This is a genomic window from Campylobacter concisus (assembly GCF_902460895.1).
Taxonomy (GTDB): domain Bacteria; phylum Campylobacterota; class Campylobacteria; order Campylobacterales; family Campylobacteraceae; genus Campylobacter_A; species Campylobacter_A concisus_BC.
In genome coordinates, this window is sequence record NZ_CABPVL010000006.1 from 4,391 (window position 1) to 26,655 (window position 22,265).

Consider the following 22,265-nt stretch of genomic DNA (forward strand, 5'->3'; position numbering starts at 1 on the left):
GAGAACATGGTAGAGGATTTGCTGTTGTTGCTGATGAAGTAAGAAAACTAGCAGAAAGAACTCAAAAATCTCTAGGAGAGATAGAAGCAAATACAAATGTCCTAGCTCAATCAATAAATGAGATGAGTGAATCAATCAAAGAGCAAAGTGAAGGCATAAATATGATAAATCAATCAGTTGCTCAAATAGATCACTTAACAAAAGAGAATGTGGTAATTGCAAACCAAGCAAATGAAGTCACATCAGAAGTAGATGAGATGGCTAAAGCCATAGTTGAAGAGGTTAGGAAGAAGAGGTTTTAAAAACACTTCTTTCTTAGGGTTTTAACAAACTTAAATTTGTTTAAGACAAAACACTTCATTAATATTCATAAACTCCAACCTGGTTTAAGCTGGGTTTGGGTTTTAATCTTTACAAATTTTAAAATTCCATTCACTTGCAAGAATTGACTACTAAAATTTGGCTTCGCTTAGCGCTTAGCTCAAATTTTAGAGCCGAAATTACTCGCTCATGAAATTTTAAAATTTGATAGACGCTTACTAAAATACTTAGCAGAATTAGAGATATTTATTATTTGATATATAAATTATATGTATTTTTATTTGTAAAATTTTACAAAATTTCAAGTCTTGCGCTGATGTCAGCAACGCCTTTTGAATACATTGCAGAAGTTACTATCGCATCGGCATTTGCAAATTCTTTTGCATTTGCTAAATTTACACCGCCAGCTGCTAGGATTATGGTATTTGGCGAAATTTCATCTCTTAAAGCTAGCACGTTTTTGATAAGCTCTGGGCTAAATTTATCACACTGCACGACGTCGCATTTTGCCTTTAAAAGCTTACTTGCTTCTTCTAAAATTTCAGCCTCGACGCAGATTTTTCGCTCGACCATTTTGGCTTTAAATTCTGGTAAATGTGAGACAAATTCATCAAAGCTAGAGTAAGCTTTTATGTGATTTTTAAAAAAAAGAATGCTATCACTAAGCCCCAGTCTATGCATGCCACCACCACCTTCAAGCACGGCTTTTACGCAAAATTTCTTTGCAAATGGGAAACTCTTTCTGGTTGCTAAGACTTCGCATTTTTCATTGACGCTTTTTGCAGCTTTTACCATTTTGTTTGTGTAGGTTGTGATGGCGCTGGCGTATTCTAGCACGACCTGAGCCAGCTTCCAAGCCTTATGCACATCTTCGTAGCCACCATAAATTTTTATGATAACATCGCCAGCCCTGCAAATTTGAGAGTTCTTGACAAAAATTTCACTCTCACACCCAAGTAGTCTCGCCACACTTGCTGCCACATCTACGCAGCTTACGCAAATTTCATCACGCGAGTAAATTTCAAGCGAGGCTTTTTTATCGATATTTTGAAGCGACGTTGTGAGGTCAAAGTAGGGTAGGTCCTCGTTTATGTAGTCTAAAATTTCAGCGTCGCTTAGTCTCATTTTATGCCTTTTTTGAAGCGGTTTTTGCTTTTACGATCATCTTTTTAAAGATGCCGTTATCGTAAAGTCCAGCGTGGTAAAGCGCAAAGCATGTAAATGCGATGCCAGAAACTACGTGGAATTTTTTAACAGATCTATTTTTCATAAAAAGTGCGCTTAGGCAAACAGATGCCAAAGTGACGCTCATGCCGACCTTTGCCACTTGTCTATGAGTGTTTAGATCTAGTAGTTTGCCGCTTATCTTTATATCTTTTCCCAAATTTTCTCCTTTAGTTTTTGCCCCAGCAGCTTGTATTTTTGATGCCTAGACTCTCTGGGTCAAATTCTGGATTTTTACCAGCTTTTCTTTGCGCTTCGTAGTCTTTTATCGCTATTATCACCACTTTTGAGAGTAAGAAAATGGCGATAATGTTTATCGTAGCCATAGCCGCCATCGTGATATCAGCGATATTCCAAGCGAGCTTTAAGTTCATCTGAGCGCCTATAAATATCATAATCACTGCTGTGATCTTAAATGCAAGTGTTAAATTTTTACTCTTAGTTAGAAATTTCATATTTGCCTGTGCGTAGTAGTAGTTGCCGATGAGTGATGTGATGGCGAACAGCACTACTGCAAGGGTCGTAAAGTGTAGCCCAAAGTCGCCAAAATACTCTTTCATCGCTGCTTGAACGAGAGGTAGGGCGGTTAGAACTTCGCCACTTACTCCAGTTTGTTTTGTAAGATATGCCTGAGAAAAAAGCACGATCATACCAGAAGCGATACATATCGTCATATCGATAAAGACCGCCATTGCTTGCACTAGCCCTTGCTTGACTGGGTGGCTTGTGTGCGCCGCAGCCGCTGCATTTGGCGCTGAACCCATCCCAGCTTCGTTTGAGAAAAGCCCTCTTTTTATGCCTATCACGATCACGCTTCCAGCAAAACCGCCAAATATCGCTTTAAAATCAAATGCACTTTCTATGATCATCTTGATAACGGCTGGAATTTCTTTGAAATTTAAAACGATCGCGATGATAGCTAGTAAGATATAAGTAAGCGCCATGAAAGGCACGATATATGAGCTAACTTTGCCGATGATGTGGCTTTTGCTAAAAAACATCACAGCCGTAAATGCTGTAAGGATAAGTCCGATGCCAATAGGCAAGCCGCTTTGCGCAAAGGTGATATTGCTGCCTGCTTGGTCGTAGTAAATTTCAAAGGCAGAGGTCATGGTGTAGCTTTGAAGCCCGTTAAAGCCGTAAGCATAGGTGATGATGAGGATGATAGCAAACAAAGAGCCAAGCCACTTTATGCCAAGCCCATTTTTGATGTAGTAAGCTGGACCGCCTTTAAAGCCAAAGACATCTTTGGTCTTATAAATTTGAGCTAGAGTACTCTCAATAAAGGCTGAAGCTGAGCCTAAAAACGCCATCAAACACATCCAAAAAAGTGCCCCTGGACCACCTGCGACGATGGCAGCTGAAATTCCAGCGATGTTACCGATACCGACACGCGAAGCAGTCGAGATCATCAGCGCTTGAAATGGCGTCAAATGGTGCTTGTTATACTTGTCCTTTTTTTCTACCAGAACTCTGCAAGCTTCAAAGAACATCCTAAACTGCACAAAACGGGTAAGATAGCTAAAGTAAATTCCTGAAGCTACAAGGATGATAACCAAAAAATATCCATATAAAAAGTCGTTGGCTACATCCATTTTGCCGTTTAAAAAGTTTAAGAAATTCTCAAACACCATCTATCCTTTCAAATTTATTTTGACTTGATCTTCACGCCCTTCATTGAGTTGAGCAGAAGCCAGATCGTCGTGCCGTTGTGAAGCATAGCAGTTGCTATTGGATTTAGCATGCCAAGCGTTGCGGCACTTAGTATGGCTGTATTTACGCCAACGGTTGAGCGGAAATTTGAGCTTATTAGCTTCATGGTCTTATTTGCGAGCTCTTTTGCAAGCGCCACGCTCATGATGTCGTCTTTTAAAAGGCTTATATCAGCCGTTGCTTTAGCGATATCTGCACCTTTGTGCATGCTTATGCCAACATTTGCTTTTGTTAAGCTTGGCGCGTCATTTATGCCATCTCCAACAAAAGCGACCTTTTTGCCTTCATTTTTTAGCTCCTCGATGATCGCTGCTTTGTCCGTTGGTAAGCACTCAGCATATACTCTATCAAGCCCTAGCTCGTGCGCTACCTCTTCAGCCTTGCTCTTGATGTCGCCACTTAGCATAACTATCTCTTTTACGCCAAGATTTCGTAGTTTTGCCACCATATCTTTAGCGTTTGCTCTCATATCATCTTTCATAGCGATCACACCAACAAGCTCTTTGTCGTATCCCACATAAAGCAAGGTTAGACCGCTTTGCAAAGCCTTGCTTATAAGCGTTTCATGAGCTTTAAAACTTATCATCTCATCATCTTCTAAGAAGTGCCTACTGCCGATGATCACCTCTTTGCCGTGCATCGCAGTTTTTACGCCGTGAGCCACGATAAATTCGACCTCGTCGTGGTGAATGTGGCTAAATCCACGCTTGTTTGCAGCCTCAACTATCGCTTCAGCCACTGGGTGGAAGTAGTGCTCCTCGGCACTTGCTGTTAAATTTAAGATATCAGCCTCTGAAAATCCATCTTTAAAAGAGTAAATTTCAACCACGCTTAGGCGTCCATGAGTTAGAGTGCCTGTTTTGTCAAAGACAAAGGTATCAACCGAGCTTAGAGCCTCGATCGCCTTTGCGCCTTTTATGAGGATGCCGTTTCTGCCAGCCTTTGAGATGCTTGACTTAAACGCAACTGGCGTAGCAAGCTTAAGCGCGCAAGAGTAGTCAGCTTGAAGCACGCTTGCAACGCTGTTCATATTTTTATTTATAACATACGAAAGCCCAGCAAGAGAGAGTGTGACTGGCACTAGCTTATCAGCTAGTTTTAGAGCTTTTACTCCGATGGCTGATTTTTCATTAAGTGAAGTTTGGATGTACTCTTTGATCCTTGCGGTTGCGGTGTCGCTACCTACGTTTTCAGCCCAAATTTTGATCCTGCCTTCATCGACAACAGTGCCACTTATGACGCGGTCGCCTCTAGCTTTTGCCACGGGTTCTGCCTCTCCAGTCATTGAGACTTGATTGACATCAGCATTACCCTCGACAATGTAGCCATCAACGCCTATCGTCTCGCCAGCTCCGACTACTACGATGTCGCCTTTTTTTAAATTTTCGGTTTTTACCTTTTCAAGCGTCTTTTCACCGTTTAAATTTCGCTCGACCCAGACCTCTTCGATGTTTGGTTTGGCTAGCTCTTTTATGAGATCATCACTTCTGTGGCTAGCACTTTCTTCCATGTATTCGCCGATATTTATCATCAAATTTGTGCTATTTGCAGCCAAATGATCGCCCATTGCAAGGCTAGTGCCAATAGCAGTTGCCTCAAGCACTTTTGAGGTGATGCCCTCATGCCTTAGCTCTTTTGCACCTTCTATTAAATTTGGAGCTGTTGCGTAAAGAGTTACGGCTGATTTTAGAGTTTTGTTACTCATAAACGGCGTTACACCAAGTGCAGCAGCAGCTTTGTAGATATTTGCTTTGCTAGGCAGGCTCTCATCTTTTGGCTTGGTTGGAAAATCATAGCTTTTTATAAAGTCTAAAATTTTCTCATAGCTCTTATCAAACTCGACGATGATGCTTTTTGCGTATTTATTTACACGCACGCTTCTTGCATCGGTTCGCTCTGAGATCGCAGCCTCGATAGCGCTGACATCGCTTCTGGCATTTAGGCTCTCGCAAATAAACCTCGCTCTGTTTTTGCTCTTATGAGCTAGAGTGACCTTATTTTTGTGAGTCAAGTTCAGCTTTGACATCTTCAAAACGCTCTTTTAGTTCTTCTATGCCAGCGTTTATTAGCTCACCACCTTTGATGATCGCTTTAAATACGCACTCTTGTGCTTTTGGATTAGTTAGCACATAAGCTGCTATGCCGCCTAAAAGTAGGCCTTTTACAAAGCCAGCTGCGTTAAAATTTTCAGGTACAAATGGTAAATTTTGAGCTGCATTGTTTATTGCATTATCAACTGCACTTGGCTGAGTTGCTGCTGTGTTATTTGCTGCTACTTCGTTTGCGTTTTCTTCATTGATGTAAGGGTTATTCATTATTTACTCTCCAATTTTATTAGTTCTTCAGCTATCAAAAGACCGCCGATGCCAGCTGCTGTGAAAGCTGCTGCGTTTAGATATTTTTTTTGCGCTATCAAATTTGAAGCGTGAATGCCAACAGCACCTACAAAACCGCCAGTTACAGCGTATTTTACTATCTTCTTAGCGACATCTTTTTTAGTTGCTCTGTTGTTTAGATAGTCGTTAAAGCCAAGTGCAGCCGCACCCATGCCAGCGATTAAGGCTCCGCTGATGAAGTGATCAAACGGAAGCCTTGTGTTTGAAAGCGTAAAAAGACTATTTTCTTGCATTCTCTATCCTTAAGCTATATCGTTTGGTGTGATAGCTTTTGGAGCTGCAGGCTTTTTAGCGCGTGGTTTTCTTGTTTTTTTAACCACTTTTTCAGCCTCTTTTTCTATTTTTTTAGCGCCGCGTTTTGCTTTTTTCTCTTCTTTTACCATGAAGTCTTTTGCGTCTTTTGCGACATTTTTGCCTTTTTTGTAAAGATCTTTTGCAGCCTCTTTGCCTTTGTCTAAGCCGTCTTTTGCGCACTCTTTGATCTTATCTCTTTTACTCCAAGCAACTACTGCTAAACCGCCTACTGCTAAACCTGCTAAAAATGGTAATGCCATTTTAAATCCTTTCTTTGTTTGATTTTGTAAATTATTCATCTTCTTCATCCTTATTTAAATTTTTGCTAACTACTGAAATGCCTAATGCCCCAAGTGCAAGCCCGCTAAAAAACGAGAAATTTGGATTGTTTGTGATCTTTGCCAACTCGCTTTTATCAGCCTTACCACTTGCGATATTTTGCAAGCTTTTAGTTATCTCATTAAAGTCATTTTGATAGCTTTCTAAAATATTTGTTATGCCATTATGCTCAAAATTTTGTGAAATTTCATTTAAATTTAGCTCATTTTTTGCCACAGCTCCGCTATAAATTTCTTTTAAGCAGTGCTTTAAAGAGGCGATATATTCGTTATTTGAAGTAGCCCAAAGTCTAAAAAAAAGATCTTTTAGCTCCTCATCATCTAAGCTTTCACAAAATTTTTCATACATTTTGTTTAGCTCATTTTCATAGTTTAGTGCCTCTATCAGCGCATCTTCTTTATTTTTTGCTGGCAAAAAGATAGCTTCGTTTTCACAAACAAGCTCATACTCATGCGCACTTGCAAATTTCTCTATCAAGATGATCGCATTTTTTCTAACACTTGCGATTTGATCAAATACTTCGCCAAATGAAGCTAGGCTTTCATATAGCCTTAGTGCGTTTTTTTCGCTCGTATAAGAGGCGTTTAAAAGCTCATTAAGCATATTTTACTTCTTTTGCTACTTCATTTACTTTAGCTGAAATTTCTTCTAAATTTTGCCCTTTTAAGAGATCCTCCCAGAGATTTTTAGGGAAAATTTCATGATCGTATTCGATCGTTACAGAGCCGATTATCTTGTTAAATTTAACATTTTTTATACCATTTATCTGAGCGATCATATCATCTAAACTGGCCAAATTTACGCTACTGCTTAGCTCTTTTATCTTTGGGCTAACCCTTACTCTTAGTCTGCCATTTGTGTGGGCTATCATCGAAAAATAGCTTGCAACTTGTGCTAAAGTTTGTGTTTTTATATCCATTTTCATCCTTTTATTTTGTCTGCGTATTATCTAATCTGTAACTTAAACAAATCTGAAATTTTTTTGTCTTTCATTATCAAAAAACAAAATGAAATGATAAATTTAAATCCCATTTTTTGCTTGACAATCACTGCAAATTCCATAAAGTATCATCTTGTGAGACTCAGCATTAAACGATCTTTGGCTACAAATTTGATCTTGTCTTTGCTCTATCATCTCATCTTCAAAATCAACCACTTTGCCACAAATTTCACAGATCAGGTGATCGTGAGAGGACTTTAAATTTAACTCGTAATTTTTAACACCATTTTGCTCAAAACTATTTGCCAAATGGTGCTCTTCAAGAAAATTTAAAAAGGTATATATAGAAGTCATTGAAATTTCATTTTTGTAAGTTTCATAAATTTTTTGACAAATTTCTTGAGCATTTAGATGTGACTTGCTTGCAAAAAGCACACGCAAAATTTGCTCTTTTATCTCAGAGCCTTTTTGATTAAAAGCTTTTAAAAACTCGTTAAAATGCTTGTAAAATAGTTCAAAGTCTTCCACAAAATCCCTATCAAATTGATAATGAATGTAAAGATTTTACAACTTTTCTACTAAAAAATGCATAAAATTTATTACAAATTCTAAGTAAAGTATTTTATAAGCTTCTTTTGGTATAGTTTCGCATTTTTTAAATCAGAATTAAGGAACGAAATGACTTACGACGAGCTAGAATTAGACGCCGTTTTGTTAGAGGTTTTGGAAAATAGAGGCAGCTTTGACTCGATGGATGACGAAGAGCTTTACGAGCTTATCGAGCAAGTCGCGCAATATACAGACGGCGACTACGAAGAGGCGTTTGAATATATGACTCAATTTTCTCCAATCCCTAAAAAACGCTTTGTATCACTATTTATGGTTTAGCAAAAGGCTAAGCCATAATCTTTCTAAATTTATAAACTAAATTTCTAAAATCTTTAAAATATAAAAAAGAGAGCTTGACTCTTCTAAAAGAGCCAAGGCATGAGGTTATTATAAGAAGTATTTTGAGATTATCTCTTTAAATTTGATTGTGTATTTGCTAGCTTTTGGGCTGTTGTTGTAGATATCTTCAAAGTCATACATTCTCTCATAGTAGTCGTTTGTATCTTGTGCGTTTATCTTAAGTCTTGCCACATCTAAGCTAACGCCCACGAAAGCTCCACTTGTCTTGCCACGCTCCTCGACAAATGCTGAAATTTCAGGCAAATCACTAGCTATCGCCACTTCGTTGCCAACGCCGCCAGTTGCTTCTGCTTTTAGACTGATTGTATCTTTTGCGTTAAACAAGCTTGCGTAGGCTTCCGAGTTTTTAAACAAAATGATCATATCAGTCGAGCTATATCCTAGCTGAAGTCCGATACTGCCAGATGTGTAATTTACAAAAAATGGGCTTGACCACTCGCCATTGTCGTTTTTAGCGATAAATACGCCTCTGCCTTTTGAGCCAGTGATGATCGCGCCTGCTTTTGTCACGTCTGGGATGATAGCGATGGCTTTAATGCCTGTAAATTTGGTATTTGGTTTTAAATTTCTAGTGCCAAAAGCGTTTAAAATGTTTATCGCATTTTTTAATTTTTGATTTTGAATCACATCAGCGTTTAAATTTAACGCAAAAAATGAGCCAATCAAAAAGAGTAAAGTTAGAATTTTTTTCATCAAATTTCCTTATTTAAAATTTTTGTTATTATAGCCTAAAATAAACTATTATTTAAAAATTTATTAATGAAATTTTATGAGATTTCATTATAAAATGCCCATTTTTTAAGGAAAAAATATGAGCTTAATACTTTTTGTGGAGTACGTTGGTATCGCATCAGCTGCGCTTAGTGGCTTTTTGTTTGCTGTAAAGAGGGAGTGCGACTGGCTTGGCGTCTTTTTGTCCGCATTTTTGACCGCGCTTGGAGGCGGTATCATGCGTGATATGCTCGTTGGTAGGGCGGTTTATTCATTCACTCACTACATGCCAGTAAGTGTTGTCATCTTTATGCTTGTCGTATCTAGGATCACAAATTTACATATAAAAAGAGAGGGCTTGGAGAAGAAATTTGTCTTTATCTTTGCCGATGCGATCGACGTTATCTGCTTTTCTATCGTTGGAGCGATGGTTGCCATCGAGTACGGCTACAACGTCTTTGGCGTCATGATGATCGCCTTTTTTAACGGAGTTGGCGGCGGTATCTTAAGAGATATCTTGCTAAATGAAGTCCCATGGTTTTTACGCACTGGACTTTATGGCACGATAAGCCTTGGCGTGGGGCTTGCCTACTTTATCCTCTATCATTTAGGTCTTAGCAACATATTTTTTACTATGCTCTTGCTCGCACTTGGTATCACGGTCAGGATGTTTGCATTTTACAGGGGCTGGAAGCTGCCTGATCTATGAAATTTAGCGAGTTTTTTGATACCTGGGTCAATGAAAACTACTATAAATTTGGCGTGGATATTGGCAAGAAGGGCGATTTTTACACAAATGTAAGCGTTGGCTACCTCTTTGGCGCTTGCCTTGCAAACTACTTTTTAAAGCTACTTAAAAATGGCGAAATTTCTAGCTCTTGTAAGGTCGTGGAGATCGGTGCAAACTCAGGCGATATGCTGGCCGATTTTGTGCAAGGTATATTTACGCTTGAGCCAGAAATTTTGCCAAATTTAGAGTTTATCGTCATCGAGCCTCATGAAATTTTACGCAAAAAACAGCTTGAAACATTTAAAAACCGCTTTGGTAATGAGATAAAAATAAAACACTATGAAAATTTAGGTGAGTGTTCGTTTGATGAAATTTTTGTCATCTCAAATGAGCTACTTGACGCATTTAGCTGCGAGGTGATAGATGGGGAAAATATGCTTTTTGTGGATGATGATCTAAAATTTCACTGGCAAAAGGCGGATCAAAATTTGCTAAATTTAGCAAAGAAATTTGGCATAAAAAAGGGCGAAATTTCAACTAGTTACGTTAAATTTGCAGCTCAGCTTGCAAATGCGGCAAAGAAAGTTAGATTTTTAAGCTTTGACTACGGAGAATTTGAGCCAAAAAATGAATTTAGCCTAAGAGTTTTTAAAGATCATCAAGTTTTTTCTTTGTTTGAAATTTCAAACCTAGAGCCATATTTTAAAAGCTCGGATCTGACTTACAGCCTTTGCTTTAAGCAAGTTAGTGAGGCTTTTAGCGAGGCTGGCTTTTTGATGCTTAAATTTAAAAAGCAAAATGAAGCTTTGGTTTGCGACTTTGGCGTGGATGAAATTTTATCCTTGGTGCTTGAAAAAGGGAGCAAACAAGCCTATGAAAATGCAGCCAAACAGGCAAAATTTCTACTCTCACCTGAGTTTTTGGGGGAGAAGTTTAAATTTATAGAGTTTTTAAAGGGCTAGTCTAGCGATAGGTGCAAATTTAGCCTCGCAAGCTTTTAAAAGGTCATTTGGTGCTATCTTTATCTGCTTGCCTCTTACTCCAGCGCTTACTAGCACGTACTCTTGCTCTTTTGCTCGCTCATCGATAAATGTGGCAAAGTGCTTTTTCATAGCAAGTGGCGAGCAGCCGCCTCTGATGTAGCCGGTGATCTTTTCTAGATCTTTTAAATTTATAAGCTCGCAGCGTTTGGCTCCGCACGCATGAGCAAGTGCTTTTAGATCAAGCTCCAGATCGCCTTGCAAGCAAGCAACGACAAAATTTTTAGGCTCGCACTGGCAGACGATCGTCTTATAAATTTGCTTTATGTCTTGCTTGGTGCTAGCTGCTACGTGAATGGCTGAAAGGTCGTTTAGATCGACTTCATATTCAAGTATCTCATACTCTATTTTTAGCTTGTCCAAAAGCCTAGCGGCGTTGGTTTTATGTATCATCTTTTCTCATTTTTGTGAATTTTTTGTATAATTATAGCCAAAACTTAAAGGAGGAAAGATGGCTGAAGAAGTTGAAGAGAAAAAAGCAAAAAAAGGTGGCAATGGCGCTTTGATGATAATCATCATCGCGATATTTGTTTTATTGCTAGTTATCGGAGGGCTAGTGGCGTTTTTGATGCTTAGTTCTGACGAGCCAAAAGAGGCAAATATGGCGCAAACACCAGCTCAGACTCAAACTCAACCAGCACCCGCTCAAAACAAAGCAAAACGCGGTGGCAACGACTATTCGAACATGGGACCTATATATCCGCTTGATCAGTTTGTCGTAAATTTACTTAGTGAAAATGGATCAAGATTTCTTAAAACTAAGATCGATTTAGAGCAAAGCGACGAGCTACTAACTGCCGAGCTTGATAAGAAAAAAGCACTTTTAAGAGATATCATCATAAGAACGCTCTCATCTAAAACTTACGAAGAAGTAAGCACTGCAAAGGGCAAGGATAGGCTAAAAGACGAGATCGTCGGCAAGCTAAATGAAGTGCTAAATGATGGCTACATCAAAAACATATTTTTTACTGATTTTGTGGTGCAATGATAGGCATCGATATCGTTAAGATAGATAGAATTTCAAGACTAAAGGCTCGTCACGGCGAGCTTTTTTTAAAGAGATTTTTAAGTGATGATGAGATCGCGCTAGCAAAAAATGATGCGACTTTGGCTGGATTTTGGGCGGCCAAAGAAGCAGCTAGTAAGGCCCTTGGTGTGGGCATCAGCAAAGAGTGTGGCTTTTTAGACATTATGCTCAGCAAAGACGCAAGAAACGCACCAAAGATAAAATTTAGCCCAAGAATTTATACAAATTTTAATATCAAAGAAGCAAGCCTTAGTATAACTCACGACGGCGGATTTGCCGTAGCTGCAGTGATGATGGTGTGAAATTTATCTGTTCTAAGAATGATTTAATTTTATATATTTAAGCCGCTAAATACTTGCAAAAATTTTAAAGAATTTTTACTAAAAAGAAATTTGAAAGTTAATGAAGGAGCTTAAGTGATAGTTAGATGTGTAAAAACAAACGAGAAGCGAGAGGAGCTGAAACTACATAAAAAATATATAGTATATGGTTTGCATTTTGAGGATATGGATGTTAGTTATCTTCTTGATCCTCTTGATGACGGTTATCCTTTCTTTTACGACTCTAAATATTTTGAAATTTTAGATAACTTTATGCCGACTTCTTGGGTGCTATCAAAAAGAGAGCTTGTTATTATTTATTCATACAATGAGATAGCGTCCGATTTTGGTAAATATTATTATTTATTATCAGATAAAGATCCATGGTATTTGGAAAATTTTATGCAAAGAAAAAGAGAGATTGATAAAGAAGTTGTGCAAAACAGACTTAAAAATGGCATAGAATTAAAGTTAAAGGCTATAAACGACTTTCAAACACTAGGCAAAGTATCTAATTTTAAGCTAAATTTTGAAAATGAACTAGTTAAAATAAACATAAATATTGACAATAAAACAAGATATGAGTATTTAAAAAATAGCGGTCAAAGCTGGTGCTATATGAAGCTAGATGACGACAAATTTGAAGCGATGACAAGTATTGATAGGCTAAATTTTGTACTTAAAAGAGCTATTAAATTTATAGAGACGACATAATCTAAAGGATAAATTTGAAAGTAAGACTAAAAGATGGTATTGATAAAGATAAATACTACATACCAACATATAATTCTATTGGTGATTATCTAAAAATAGATCAAGAGTATGAAGTTTGCGGGATAGAGGTAAATAAAAATGACCCATGTTGTATAAGTTATTCAGTGATTTTTGATTATAGAACTTGGAGTTTTGATGCAAATATTTTTGCTATAACAGATGACACTATTGGTGCTGATTGGGTTTTAAGACAGATAAACGAGAGCATTTTTATGTTTGCTCCAAAATGTATAAATTATCTTGGGTTTGTAGAGGAATTTTGGGACGATGAATTGCCAGCGTTAAGAGCGTATTATAAGAGATTTGATAGTGCTATAAAAAGATCATTTTCACGATATGAATTTAGAAAAATCTTTAACGACTATCAAGACCCAAGTATCAAAGCTACAGGAGTAGATACGCAAGCAGATGGCTACGTCGTTTGTCCGCATTGCTACAACGCAGAGCAGGTAAGTGCAGAGCTAGGCGTCATAAAGTGCGAAAAATGCCACCAAGAGTATAACAACCCACTTGCTAAAATTTGTCCAAGTGGAATATCGGTGCTTGATGAGTAAAATTAAATGTTTTTATAAAAGCCTATATGCCCCAAAATTCTATCAGCTTGTCTGCGAGTGATAAAGTTTCTTTACCAAAATATCTCTCAATTTTCTTATATTGCTCTTTGTTTGAAACATTTTGTATCGTCTCAATAAAGCCGGTCAAAAGTGCCGTGCCAACGTAGTTATCGTTCTTAATATTTTTTTCAACTAAGTCAAAAATTTCTAGCTTATCTTTCTCGCTTAGTTCATCAAAAATATAAACTGTAACATTTGCAAAATTTTCCAATAAAGTAAGTAATCCTGGGGTATTTGGAATAAAATTTAAAAGTTCAGATTGATAAATTTCAAAATATCTAATGTCCTTTGATATAAAAATATATAAAAAATCTTCATATACAAAAATGTCTTTTTGGGCTAGCATGGCTTTGCCTTATTTTTTGTATTTTCACCAAAATATTTCTCAATTTTCTTATATTGCTCTTTGTTTGAAACATTTTGTATCGTCTCAATAAAGTCAGTCAAAAATGCCGCGCCAACGTAGTTATCGCTCTTAATATTTTTCTCAACTAAACTAAAAATTTCTAGCTTATCTTGCTCGCTTAGTTGGTCAAAATTTTCCACCAAAATGACTGCAAAATCGATAAGCAATAGCTCTAAGCCGGGATAAAGTGGTAAATTTCTCGTGAGTTCTTTTTGATATTCACTAAAAAATCTTTTATCTTTTGACACAAAAGCATAAATTATCTCTTTATGGCTTTGTAGATCACTGTCATTTTGCGCAAAAAGCATACCGAAACTATCCCTACATCCACTCAAGCACTTGCGTGATATCTTTGGCGTAAAAGCACTTTAGACCTTGCGTGTCAAGCGGTTTGTTTGGGATGATCGCATTTTTAAATTTCTGCGTTTTTGCCTCTTTTAGGCGCTGATCGAGATTGAAAATTTCTCTTATCTCGCCGTTTAGGCTTAGCTCGCCGATGAAGACGCTGTCCTTGCTGATAGGGCGGTTTTTGAAGCTGCTGATGATCGCTGCGATGACGGCTAGATCGGCCGCGGTCTCGCTTATCTTAACGCCACCTGAAACGTTTATAAAGACGTCGTAGTGCCCAAGTGGAATTTCAAGCTTTCGCTCAAGAAGTGCTAGCAGCATATCTAGGCGGTTTTTTTCAAAGCCAGTGGAGCTTCGTTTTGGATAGGCGCTTTCGCAAACAAGTGCCTGAATTTCGATACTAAGCGCCCTTGAGCCTTCCATTATGATGGTGATCGCACTGCCACTCATCGCCCCGCCACGTGTGAAAAATTTGCTTGAGACCTCATTTGCGCTCACCAGTCCGCGCTGGCTCATCTCAAATATACCAACCTCGCTCGTCGAGCCAAAGCGGTTTTTAAACCCGCGCAAAATTCTCAGCTCTCTGCTCGCGTCGCCCTCGAAATAAAGCACCACATCGACCATGTGTTCAAGCACTCTAGGCCCTGCGATCGAGCCTTCTTTGGTTATGTGTCCGATGATGAAAACGCAGATATTTTGGCTCTTAGCAAGCCTCATTAGCTCAAATGTGATCTCGCGAACCTGCGTGATCGAGCCTGGCGCGGAGGTAATATTTTGGCTATAAAGTGTTTGTATGGAGTCAATGACTAGCACCTTGTAGTCGCTCTTTTGCACCTCTAGCATGATATCTTCTAGGCAAATTTCAGTTAGCAGATATAAATTTTTATCCACCGCATTTAGCCTATCAGCTCTCATTTTTATCTGGCTTTGGCTCTCTTCGCCGCTTACATAGAGCGTTTTTTTGCCGTCTTTTGCCAAATTTGAGCCGATTTTTAGAAGCAGGGTTGATTTGCCAATGCCCGGGCTACCGCCTATAAGCACAAGTGAACCCTCGACCACGCCACCACCAAGAACAAGGTCTAGCTCGCTATCTTTGGTGCTAAATCTCGTGAAATTTTGAATTTCGACTTCGTCGATGCTTATGGCTTTGCTAGGTGTGCCACTGCTTTTTGCTATCTCTTTACTTATCTTTATCTCTTGCTGGCTAAGCTCGACAAAGCTATCCCAAGCTCCACATTGTGGGCATTTGCCCAGCCACTTTGCCTGTTGATTACCACACGCTTGACACTCAAAAACTGGCTTTGCTTTTGCCATAATATATCCTTTTTAAAATTTCAACTACTATCACTCCAAAGACCGCTCCGATCATGTCTGCTACGATGTCAAGCAGGCTAAAGCTTCTGTCTGGTAAAAATGCCTGAACGAGCTCTGTTTGCACGCCAAAGGCTAAAAGTAGGGCTAAATTTTTTAAAATTTTAAACTCATAGCCAAGGTAGAGCAGGATATAAAGGACGAAAAAAGCTAAAAAATGGTTTGCTTTGTCCCACGAATTTTCGATGATCGCAGGACTTTTTGGAATAAAAGCAAGAATATCAATCGCCAAAAGAGCAGCGAAAAAGCAAATTTTACTAAGAAATTTTACCCTACTCAAAAATGGCGTCCATCAGCTCGTCTAAAAACTCGTCTGGGTTAAATTTGATGATATCGTCCATACTTTCGCCAACGCCTATATAAAATATAGGTAGCTCAAGCTCCCTTGCCACGCCAAATAGCGCTCCGCCCTTTGCAGTGCCGTCAAGCTTTGTGATGATGACGCCATCAAGCGAGACGATCTCGTTAAATGCCTTTGCCTGCGCGACGCCAGCGTTGCCCTGCGTGCCATCGAGGATGAGGATCTTGCGGTGAGGCGCCTTTTCGTAGGCTTTTTTGCTGATACGAACGATCTTATCAAGTTCGTTTGCTAAATTTGTCTGGTTTTGAAGCCTGCCAGCCGTGTCTAAGATGACGCGGTCGATGCCTTTTGCAAGGGCTGAGCTGATCGTGTCGTAGGCAACAGCTGAAGGATCATGCCCTTGCTGGGTGGCGACTATTGGTACATTTAGTCTGATCGACCATTGGCGTAGCTGCTCGATCGCTCCAGCTCTAAATGTATCACAAGCGCCCAAAATGACGCTTTTGCCGTTATTTTTATATAAATTTGCTAGCTTTGCGATGGTTGTCGTCTTGCCAGCGCCATTTACGCCAAGGATGAGATCGACAAATGGCTTGTCAGGCTCGATCACACGCTCTTTTTCGTAGATAAAATAGCTGCTCATAACGCGTCTTAGATCGGCTCTGCTCACTTCATCTTGTGGCGGCAAGTAGTATAAAATCTCCTCCACGATCTCGTAAGCCACGTCAGCCTCTAGTAAAATTTCCTCTAAGCTCTCTTTGTCGATCTTTTTTGACTTCTTAGCCGAGCTGATCGCTCCAAAGGTCTTTTCAAAGCCTCTTTTTAAAAACTCAAGCATTATTTTATGGCCCTATTTATGTCAGTTTCAAGCATCTCTTCAGGCACAAGACCGATGTAGCCTTGAGCGTAGTCGCCATTTGCTTTAAAAAGCGCAGATGCAGGGAGTCCTTTGATGCCGCCCATCGCCTTTTCAAATAAGAAATTTCCCTCGCCAACTGCGATGTCGTATTTGATCTTATACTTTTGAGCAAATTCTTTAACCTCGTCCTCACTCTTGTCTTCAAGCAAGACAGCAACGATGCTTAGCTCGTTTTTAAATTTTTCACTTAGGTTGTTTAAAGATGGTATCTCAGCCTTGCAAGGTGGACACCAAGTGGCGAAAAATACGTAAAGTGTCGCTTTTTTGCCATCTTTTACGTCAAAGCCGTTGCTTCTTTTTGTGATCTGCATAGTTGTGCCATTAAGCAGTTTTAGGCTTATATCTTTTACTTCGTCGCTTTGTTGTGCGCTCTCGCTTATCTTTGGTGTGAGCGTATCTTTGCTTAAATTTTCATCTTTGCTGGCATTTTCTTCTAAATTTTTACTTTGCACAGCTGGCTCGCTAGTGTTTTGCTCGCTCTTTTGGCTTTTGTTGTCGCCGCATCCGAAAAATGCAAAAAGACAAAGTGATGTTATAATTGCGTGTTTTAGTGTCATAAATTTCCTTTTGAAAAATGTTTCAGGATTATACAAGAAAGAGCATAAAATGAGCGTTAATTTAGAAAAAAACGAATTTAGAAAAAATGCAAGAGCAAATTTGATAAAGCTCACTAAATTTAGAGCAAAATGCACGCATTATAAGGCGGTAAAAACACTTTTAAATTTGATAAATTATACAAATTCTAAAAAGGTGCTCTTTTACCTGCCGCTTAACTACGAAGTCGATGTGCTTAAAATAAGACGAAATTTATCACATAAATGTGAAATTTTTGCCCCTTTTATGGTAGGTCTTAGCTTAGAGATGGTAAGATTGCGACTGCCATTTCTAACTTATAAATTTAATGTCAGACAGCCATCTGGCAAAAAAATGAATAATGTTAAACTCGATATGGCGGTAGTTCCAGCGATTGGGGTTGATGGAGCTATGGCAAGGATAGGGCACGGAAAAGGATTTTACGATAGATTTTTTGACACTTTGCCCGTTAAGCCAAAACTGATAGTTTTCTTAGAGGTAAAAGACTTCTACACCAAAGATGTGCTCTCAAAGGCGCACGATGCGGTAGCAGACTTTTATATAACCCCAAGCAAAAATTATATAAAAAGAGGAATAAATGATAGAGGTTTTAATAGGCTTAGGAGCCGGTGTGGTGGGCGTTGGAGCAGGGTATCTTTACGCCAAAAAGATAAATGATGCAAACTACAACATATTTTTAGAGCAGGCAAAAGCAAAGGCAAAAGCTATCGAGTATGAAGCTGAGCTAACACTTAAAAACTCTAAAATTTCAGTGCAAGAGGCTGAATTTGAGGCTAAAAAAAGATACGACGACAAGACGACAAAGCTTCAAAAAGAGTATGCAAGTAAATTTGATGAGCTAAGTAAAAAAGAGAAAATTTTGCTAAATGAGCAAGAGCTTTTAAACGAGAGCAAAGAGCTTTTTGAAAAAGATAAGCAAGATGCGAAGGTCACTTACGAAGAGGGTTTAAATTTAAAAGCGACTTATCAAAACAAAGTAGAAGAGGCGATAAGAGTGCTTGAGCACGCTGCTGGCTTAACAGAGGAAGAAGCAAAAGAGGTCGTGCTTAAAAAGGTCGAAGAGAAGTCACGCGCCGACATCGCTCACATCGTTAGAAAGTACGAAGAAGAGGCAAAAAGAGAGGCTAAAAAGAGGGTTAATTACATCTTGGCGCAGGCTACGTCAAGATTTGCTGGAGAATTTGCGGCTGAACGTCTGATAAATGTCGTAAATATCAAAAACGATGAACTAAAAGGCAGGATCATCGGCAAAGAGGGACGTAATATTAAAACCCTTGAAATGGTGCTTGGCGTTGATATCATCATCGACGACACCCCACACGCGATCATCTTAAGCAGCTTTAACCTTTACAGACGTGCGATCGCAACAAGAGTGATCGAGCTTTTGGTGGAGGATGGCAGAATTCAGCCAGCAAGGATAGAAGATCTTCACAAAAAAGTGACTGAAGAATTTGAGCAAAGCATACAAGAAGAGGGCGAAAACATCGTCATGGACCTTGGTCTAAATAAAATTCATCCAGAGATAGTAAAACTAATAGGTAAGCTTAAATTTAGAGCAAGCTACGGCCAAAATGCCCTTGCGCACAGCCTTGAAGTAGCCCACCTCGCTGGCATCATCGCAGCTGAGTGCGGCGGAGATGAGAAGCTAGCAAAAAGAGCTGGCATACTTCATGACATCGGCAAAGCTCTAACTCATGAGTACGAGGGCAGCCACGTCGATCTTGGAGCTGAAATTTGCAAACGCTACAAAGAGCATCCAGTCGTCATCAACGCGATCTACGCTCACCATGGCCACGAAGAGGCGACAAGTATAGAAAGTGCCGCTGTTTGCGCAGCTGACGCACTAAGTGCAGCTCGTCCAGGAGCAAGACGTGAGGTGCTTGAGAGCTTCTTAAAACGTGTTGAAGAGATCGAAAACATCGCAAAAAGCAAAGAGGGCATCAAGCAAGCTTATGCGATCAACGCTGGCCGTGAGATCCGTGTCATCGCAAATGCTAAGCTCATAAACGACGATGAGGCAGTGCTTGTGGCAAAAGAGATCGCTCAAGAGATCGAGAGCAAGGTGCAGTATCCTGGTGAGATCAAAGTAAGCGTCATTAGAGAGACTCGCGCTGTTGATTTTGCGAAATAACGGCAAGATATGAAATTTCTTTTATCATTAATAATGTTTTTCTCGCTTGGCTTTGCTAGCGAGGAGCTCGTGCTAGACTCGGCAAATTCGTTTATAACGACGATGAGAGGCGCTAGAAACGCTCCTATAAAAGAGCTCATCGAGCAGTCAAAAGCGACGATCATCTTCCCAAGTGTAAAAAAAGTCGGTTTTGTGGTCGGTGGCATGGGTGGAGATGGCATCATGGTCGTTGGCAACATCAACTCGCCAAGTGAAATTTTGCCAGTTAGTATAAGTGGCGGCAGCATCGGCATACAGCTTGGCTATGAAGATAGCTCGCTTGTGCTATTTATATTTAAAGATAGCATTATCTACGACATAAAAGACGCCAAGATCACGCTTGATACGAAGCTTTCAGTAGCATTTGGCGATATTGGACGCAATTATAATAAAGTAAGCGATTTTAAATTTTCAAGCGACATCTACGCGTATGCTGCAAATGATGGATTTTTCGCAGGAGCAAGCTTTGGCGGAGCAGTGATTAGTGCAAAGGATGAAATTTTAAAACAAAGTGGCTATGCATACGAGCAGCTAATATCTTCTGCTTCAAAACTTTTGGGGCAATGATGCAAGATATAATAAATTCAATCTCAACTTACGGCTATGTCGTGCTGTTTTTTTACAGTCTTGGTGGTGGTATGGTAGCGCTTATCGCTGCTGGGATATTAAGCTTTGCTGGCAAAATGGACATCACTCTTAGCATAATCGTCGCTGCCGTGGCAAATACGATCGGCGATACTTTGATCTTTTACGTCGCAAGGTTTAATAAAAGCTTGCTTATGCCTTATGTAAAAAATCACAAAAGAAAGCTTGCCTACGCTGGAATTTTGGCAAAAAAGCATGGCGATAAGATAATATTTATCAAAAAATTTATCTACGGCGTCAAAACTTTGGTGCCTATCGCACTTGGACTTACAAAATACTCTTTTTATAAATTTAGCGTTATAAATTTGATCTCTTCAGTGCTTTGGGCAGTGATCGTCGGTCTTGCTAGCTATAAAGCAGGGGATTATTTTATGAGTGTGAGCAATTATCTTGGCGAGCATGGCTATATCATGCCACTTGCCATGGTAGGCTTGTTATTAGGTATCTGGTTATTTTTACAACACATTACAAAAAGGAGAAAAGCATGAAAAAGGTGATATCTGCTCTAATTGTAGTTATCGTGATCGTCGCAGGCGCTGTTTATTTCGCCTCAAACAAGGTCGAGGAGAACTATCAAAGGATAGTTGATAGACTAAATGATGTAAATGGCTTTAAAGTTTCAGAAAATAGCTATCAAAAAGGCTTTTTTGGCTCAAAAGGATCGTTTGATCTTATCGTTTCAAAGGATCTTTTGAAAAATTTGGCTGGCAAAGATGTAGATGAGGATCTAAATTTTAAGGTAGAAAATGAAATTTCTCACTCAGTGCTTGCATTTGTAAATGGCTTTGATATCGACTCAAAAATTTCTATACAAAATGAGGCGATAAAAAATATCGTAGCTTCATTTCTTGGATCAAACGTCGTCGCAACGGCTAAAACAAAGGCTAGCGTGAGTGGCGATAAAGATGTAAATGTTAAATTTAGCGATATCGACTTTAGTGACAAGCAAACCATGAACGTTCATACAAAGGATGTGAAATTTGGCTTGAAACTGGACGCTAAAGATAATGTAAATAGCGCAAACTTGGGTCTTGAGAAAGTTTCATTAAAAGATCTTAATGAAGAAAATAAAGCAGAAGTTAATCTTGAAGGCGTCGATATAGATACAAGCTACACTGTGCCAGTTGAAATTTCAAAGATATTTGAGAGCAAGCTGGCTCCTTACATAGCAAAGGCTAAAATTAAAAAATTAGCATTATTAGATGAAAAGGATGGCAATGTTGCTTTAGATGATCTTGAGTATAACTCGAAATTTGAAGTCTCAAATGATCTTGGTAGCTCAAAAGATGTGGTGAAGATAGGTGTAGTTGCTGTTAATAAAGTGAAATTTACAGATTTTATCTTAGATAGCAAAATAGCAAATATCAACGTGCCAACTATAAATAATATACTTGATAGACTAAGTAATGTAAATGTTGATACAAATGATAGTATCTTTGCTGGGTTAAATTTGGACGAAGTAATGGGTCAAATTTTAGAGAAAAATCCAAGTGTGAAAGTGGATACATTAAGCTTTAAAAATGGCAATAATGCGATAAATTTAAAACTAGATGCTTCTATCAATGGCTTTAAAGGCGGAGAAAGTCAGCTTGCGATCTTTGATAAGCTATCACTTAATGGTGAGCTAAGCGCGGATGAGACTTTGGCTAAATTTTTTGATACGCTCTTTCCTGAGATGACTCTTATCGAGCCAACACTTATATCTGCTGGATATTTAAAAGAAGATGGCAAAAAAGTAGTAAGTAAATTTAAGTACGATCCAAATAAAAAAGATATTATTTTTAATGAAAAGGTTGGACTTCAAAATTTCTTTATGGGCTTTTAAAAAAATAGCCTGATTTTTATCTGCTTTTAAGCATCACTTCTATATACTTCACTTTCTGTTTTGCAGAACGCAGAGCAGAAAGTTCTTTTAACTTACAATTGTTAAACTATTAGTCAATCTTTGAAATCTAAACAAGTGATCGATTGAGCCAGTCTATTATGATTAAATAATAGATTAGACAAACTAATATAAAAACTAAAAGTTTTTTTGATTAAAAACTTCATAATAAAAATCCTATCTATTAGATAGGTAATTAATATGGAGAGTTTGATCC

Annotated in this window: 31 protein-coding genes; 13 read left to right on the forward strand and 18 right to left on the reverse strand. The window is 38.7% G+C overall.

What is annotated here, in order from left to right:
- Positions 1–302: methyl-accepting chemotaxis protein (locus tag F3G98_RS09510; RefSeq protein ID WP_223231346.1), on the forward strand; the 302-nt coding region annotated here is incomplete at its 5' end.
- Positions 303–612: 310 nt separating this feature from the next.
- On the opposite strand, the gene modD is transcribed toward F3G98_RS09510, so the two are convergent.
- The 10 genes from modD to F3G98_RS09560 form a co-directional block, all read right to left on the reverse strand.
- Positions 613–1,446, reverse strand: a complete 834-nt coding sequence (gene modD / locus F3G98_RS09515) for a ModD protein (protein ID WP_103608024.1) — start codon at positions 1,444–1,446, stop codon at positions 613–615.
- Position 1,447: 1 nt separating this feature from the next.
- On the reverse strand, positions 1,448–1,705 hold the full coding sequence (locus F3G98_RS09520; RefSeq protein WP_021088499.1) for a hypothetical protein: 258 nt from the start codon (positions 1,703–1,705) through the stop codon (positions 1,448–1,450).
- 10 nt (positions 1,706–1,715) lie between these two features.
- Positions 1,716–3,179 carry an alanine/glycine:cation symporter family protein gene (locus F3G98_RS09525; protein ID WP_103594194.1) on the reverse strand — a complete coding sequence of 488 codons (1,464 nt, stop codon included), beginning with the start codon at positions 3,177–3,179 and terminating at the stop codon, positions 1,716–1,718.
- 14 nt (positions 3,180–3,193) lie between these two features.
- On the reverse strand, positions 3,194–5,284 hold the full coding sequence (locus tag F3G98_RS09530) for a heavy metal translocating P-type ATPase (RefSeq protein WP_411160839.1): 2,091 nt from the start codon (positions 5,282–5,284) through the stop codon (positions 3,194–3,196).
- Positions 5,253–5,573: a YtxH domain-containing protein gene (locus F3G98_RS09535; protein ID WP_180996462.1), complete on the reverse strand. Its 321-nt coding sequence runs from the start codon at positions 5,571–5,573 to the stop codon at positions 5,253–5,255. The genes F3G98_RS09530 and F3G98_RS09535 overlap by 32 nt, the downstream gene beginning before the upstream one ends.
- Positions 5,573–5,887, reverse strand: coding sequence for a magnetosome protein MamC family protein (locus F3G98_RS09540; RefSeq protein ID WP_021090128.1), 315 nt, complete (start codon positions 5,885–5,887; stop codon positions 5,573–5,575). The genes F3G98_RS09535 and F3G98_RS09540 overlap by 1 nt, the downstream gene beginning before the upstream one ends.
- A gap of 9 nt (positions 5,888–5,896) precedes the next feature.
- The gene (locus F3G98_RS09545; RefSeq protein WP_223231347.1) at positions 5,897–6,208 is read right to left on the reverse strand and encodes a hypothetical protein; all 312 of its coding nucleotides are present in this window, start codon (positions 6,206–6,208) and stop codon (positions 5,897–5,899) included.
- A gap of 31 nt (positions 6,209–6,239) precedes the next feature.
- Positions 6,240–6,890, reverse strand: coding sequence for a ferritin family protein (locus tag F3G98_RS09550; RefSeq protein ID WP_149726098.1), 651 nt, complete (start codon positions 6,888–6,890; stop codon positions 6,240–6,242).
- Complete coding sequence (locus F3G98_RS09555; RefSeq protein WP_021088492.1) at positions 6,883–7,206, reverse strand: HMA2 domain-containing protein; 324 nt, start codon at positions 7,204–7,206, stop codon at positions 6,883–6,885. Before F3G98_RS09555 ends, F3G98_RS09550 begins: the two co-directional genes overlap by 8 nt.
- A gap of 102 nt (positions 7,207–7,308) precedes the next feature.
- The gene (locus tag F3G98_RS09560; RefSeq protein WP_103597479.1) at positions 7,309–7,755 is read right to left on the reverse strand and encodes a Fur family transcriptional regulator; all 447 of its coding nucleotides are present in this window, start codon (positions 7,753–7,755) and stop codon (positions 7,309–7,311) included.
- A gap of 150 nt (positions 7,756–7,905) precedes the next feature.
- Between F3G98_RS09560 and F3G98_RS09565 the strand changes: the two genes are divergently transcribed.
- A complete protein-coding gene (locus F3G98_RS09565; protein ID WP_002942234.1) occupies positions 7,906–8,115 on the forward strand; it encodes a hypothetical protein in 210 nt (69 codons plus the stop codon).
- Positions 8,116–8,223: 108 nt separating this feature from the next.
- On the opposite strand, the gene F3G98_RS09570 is transcribed toward F3G98_RS09565, so the two are convergent.
- Positions 8,224–8,889, reverse strand: a complete 666-nt coding sequence (locus F3G98_RS09570) for a lipid-binding SYLF domain-containing protein (protein WP_149726099.1) — start codon at positions 8,887–8,889, stop codon at positions 8,224–8,226.
- 118 nt (positions 8,890–9,007) lie between these two features.
- Between F3G98_RS09570 and F3G98_RS09575 the strand changes: the two genes are divergently transcribed.
- On the forward strand, positions 9,008–9,616 hold the full coding sequence (locus tag F3G98_RS09575; RefSeq protein ID WP_149726100.1) for a trimeric intracellular cation channel family protein: 609 nt from the start codon (positions 9,008–9,010) through the stop codon (positions 9,614–9,616).
- Positions 9,613–10,599, forward strand: a complete 987-nt coding sequence (locus tag F3G98_RS09580; protein WP_149726101.1) for an SAM-dependent methyltransferase — start codon at positions 9,613–9,615, stop codon at positions 10,597–10,599. Before F3G98_RS09575 ends, F3G98_RS09580 begins: the two co-directional genes overlap by 4 nt.
- On the opposite strand, the gene ybaK is transcribed toward F3G98_RS09580, so the two are convergent.
- On the reverse strand, positions 10,588–11,070 hold the full coding sequence (gene ybaK / locus F3G98_RS09585; protein ID WP_149726102.1) for a Cys-tRNA(Pro) deacylase: 483 nt from the start codon (positions 11,068–11,070) through the stop codon (positions 10,588–10,590). The genes F3G98_RS09580 and ybaK overlap by 12 nt on opposite strands.
- Positions 11,071–11,128: 58 nt before the next feature.
- Between ybaK and fliL the strand changes: the two genes are divergently transcribed.
- From fliL to F3G98_RS09605, 4 genes are all read left to right on the forward strand, one after another.
- Positions 11,129–11,665 (forward strand): flagellar basal body-associated protein FliL, encoded by a 537-nt coding sequence (fliL, locus tag F3G98_RS09590; protein WP_002942267.1) that lies wholly within the window; start codon positions 11,129–11,131, stop codon positions 11,663–11,665.
- Positions 11,662–12,006 carry a holo-ACP synthase gene (acpS, locus tag F3G98_RS09595; RefSeq protein ID WP_103608012.1) on the forward strand — a complete coding sequence of 115 codons (345 nt, stop codon included), beginning with the start codon at positions 11,662–11,664 and terminating at the stop codon, positions 12,004–12,006. The genes fliL and acpS overlap by 4 nt, the downstream gene beginning before the upstream one ends.
- Before the next feature lie 114 nt (positions 12,007–12,120).
- Positions 12,121–12,738: a hypothetical protein gene (locus F3G98_RS09600; protein WP_103608013.1), complete on the forward strand. Its 618-nt coding sequence runs from the start codon at positions 12,121–12,123 to the stop codon at positions 12,736–12,738.
- 14 nt (positions 12,739–12,752) lie between these two features.
- Positions 12,753–13,352 carry a hypothetical protein gene (locus F3G98_RS09605; protein WP_180999476.1) on the forward strand — a complete coding sequence of 200 codons (600 nt, stop codon included), beginning with the start codon at positions 12,753–12,755 and terminating at the stop codon, positions 13,350–13,352.
- 22 nt (positions 13,353–13,374) lie between these two features.
- Here the strand turns inward: F3G98_RS09605 and F3G98_RS09610 are convergent, their stop codons facing one another.
- Genes F3G98_RS09610 through F3G98_RS09635 form a run of 6 tightly spaced genes read right to left on the reverse strand, consistent with a single transcriptional unit; the run spans position 13,375 to position 17,314 of the window.
- Positions 13,375–13,758, reverse strand: a complete 384-nt coding sequence (locus tag F3G98_RS09610; protein WP_103643056.1) for a DUF7674 family protein — start codon at positions 13,756–13,758, stop codon at positions 13,375–13,377.
- Positions 13,752–14,126, reverse strand: coding sequence for a hypothetical protein (locus F3G98_RS09615; protein WP_149726103.1), 375 nt, complete (start codon positions 14,124–14,126; stop codon positions 13,752–13,754). The genes F3G98_RS09610 and F3G98_RS09615 overlap by 7 nt, the downstream gene beginning before the upstream one ends.
- 13 nt (positions 14,127–14,139) lie before the next feature.
- Complete coding sequence (radA, locus tag F3G98_RS09620) at positions 14,140–15,480, reverse strand: DNA repair protein RadA (RefSeq protein ID WP_149726104.1); 1,341 nt, start codon at positions 15,478–15,480, stop codon at positions 14,140–14,142.
- Positions 15,455–15,817: a VanZ family protein gene (locus F3G98_RS09625; protein ID WP_103636362.1), complete on the reverse strand. Its 363-nt coding sequence runs from the start codon at positions 15,815–15,817 to the stop codon at positions 15,455–15,457. The genes radA and F3G98_RS09625 overlap by 26 nt, the downstream gene beginning before the upstream one ends.
- Positions 15,810–16,676 carry a signal recognition particle-docking protein FtsY gene (gene ftsY, locus F3G98_RS09630; RefSeq protein WP_021085234.1) on the reverse strand — a complete coding sequence of 289 codons (867 nt, stop codon included), beginning with the start codon at positions 16,674–16,676 and terminating at the stop codon, positions 15,810–15,812. The genes F3G98_RS09625 and ftsY overlap by 8 nt, the downstream gene beginning before the upstream one ends.
- On the reverse strand, positions 16,676–17,314 hold the full coding sequence (locus F3G98_RS09635) for a TlpA family protein disulfide reductase (protein ID WP_103608015.1): 639 nt from the start codon (positions 17,312–17,314) through the stop codon (positions 16,676–16,678). Before F3G98_RS09635 ends, ftsY begins: the two co-directional genes overlap by 1 nt.
- Before the next feature lie 49 nt (positions 17,315–17,363).
- Between F3G98_RS09635 and F3G98_RS09640 the strand changes: the two genes are divergently transcribed.
- The 5 genes from F3G98_RS09640 to F3G98_RS09660 are packed head-to-tail and all read left to right on the forward strand — an operon-like array spanning position 17,364 to position 21,991.
- Positions 17,364–18,008 carry a 5-formyltetrahydrofolate cyclo-ligase gene (locus F3G98_RS09640; protein WP_103608016.1) on the forward strand — a complete coding sequence of 215 codons (645 nt, stop codon included), beginning with the start codon at positions 17,364–17,366 and terminating at the stop codon, positions 18,006–18,008.
- Positions 17,929–19,482, forward strand: a complete 1,554-nt coding sequence (rny, locus tag F3G98_RS09645) for a ribonuclease Y (protein ID WP_035145211.1) — start codon at positions 17,929–17,931, stop codon at positions 19,480–19,482. The genes F3G98_RS09640 and rny overlap by 80 nt, the downstream gene beginning before the upstream one ends.
- Before the next feature lie 9 nt (positions 19,483–19,491).
- Positions 19,492–20,088, forward strand: a complete 597-nt coding sequence (locus F3G98_RS09650; RefSeq protein ID WP_021085236.1) for a lipid-binding SYLF domain-containing protein — start codon at positions 19,492–19,494, stop codon at positions 20,086–20,088.
- Positions 20,088–20,654, forward strand: coding sequence for a DedA family protein (locus F3G98_RS09655; protein WP_180999477.1), 567 nt, complete (start codon positions 20,088–20,090; stop codon positions 20,652–20,654). Before F3G98_RS09650 ends, F3G98_RS09655 begins: the two co-directional genes overlap by 1 nt.
- Positions 20,651–21,991 carry a DUF945 family protein gene (locus F3G98_RS09660; RefSeq protein ID WP_103608018.1) on the forward strand — a complete coding sequence of 447 codons (1,341 nt, stop codon included), beginning with the start codon at positions 20,651–20,653 and terminating at the stop codon, positions 21,989–21,991. Before F3G98_RS09655 ends, F3G98_RS09660 begins: the two co-directional genes overlap by 4 nt.
- The last annotated feature ends 274 nt before the right edge of the window (positions 21,992–22,265 follow it).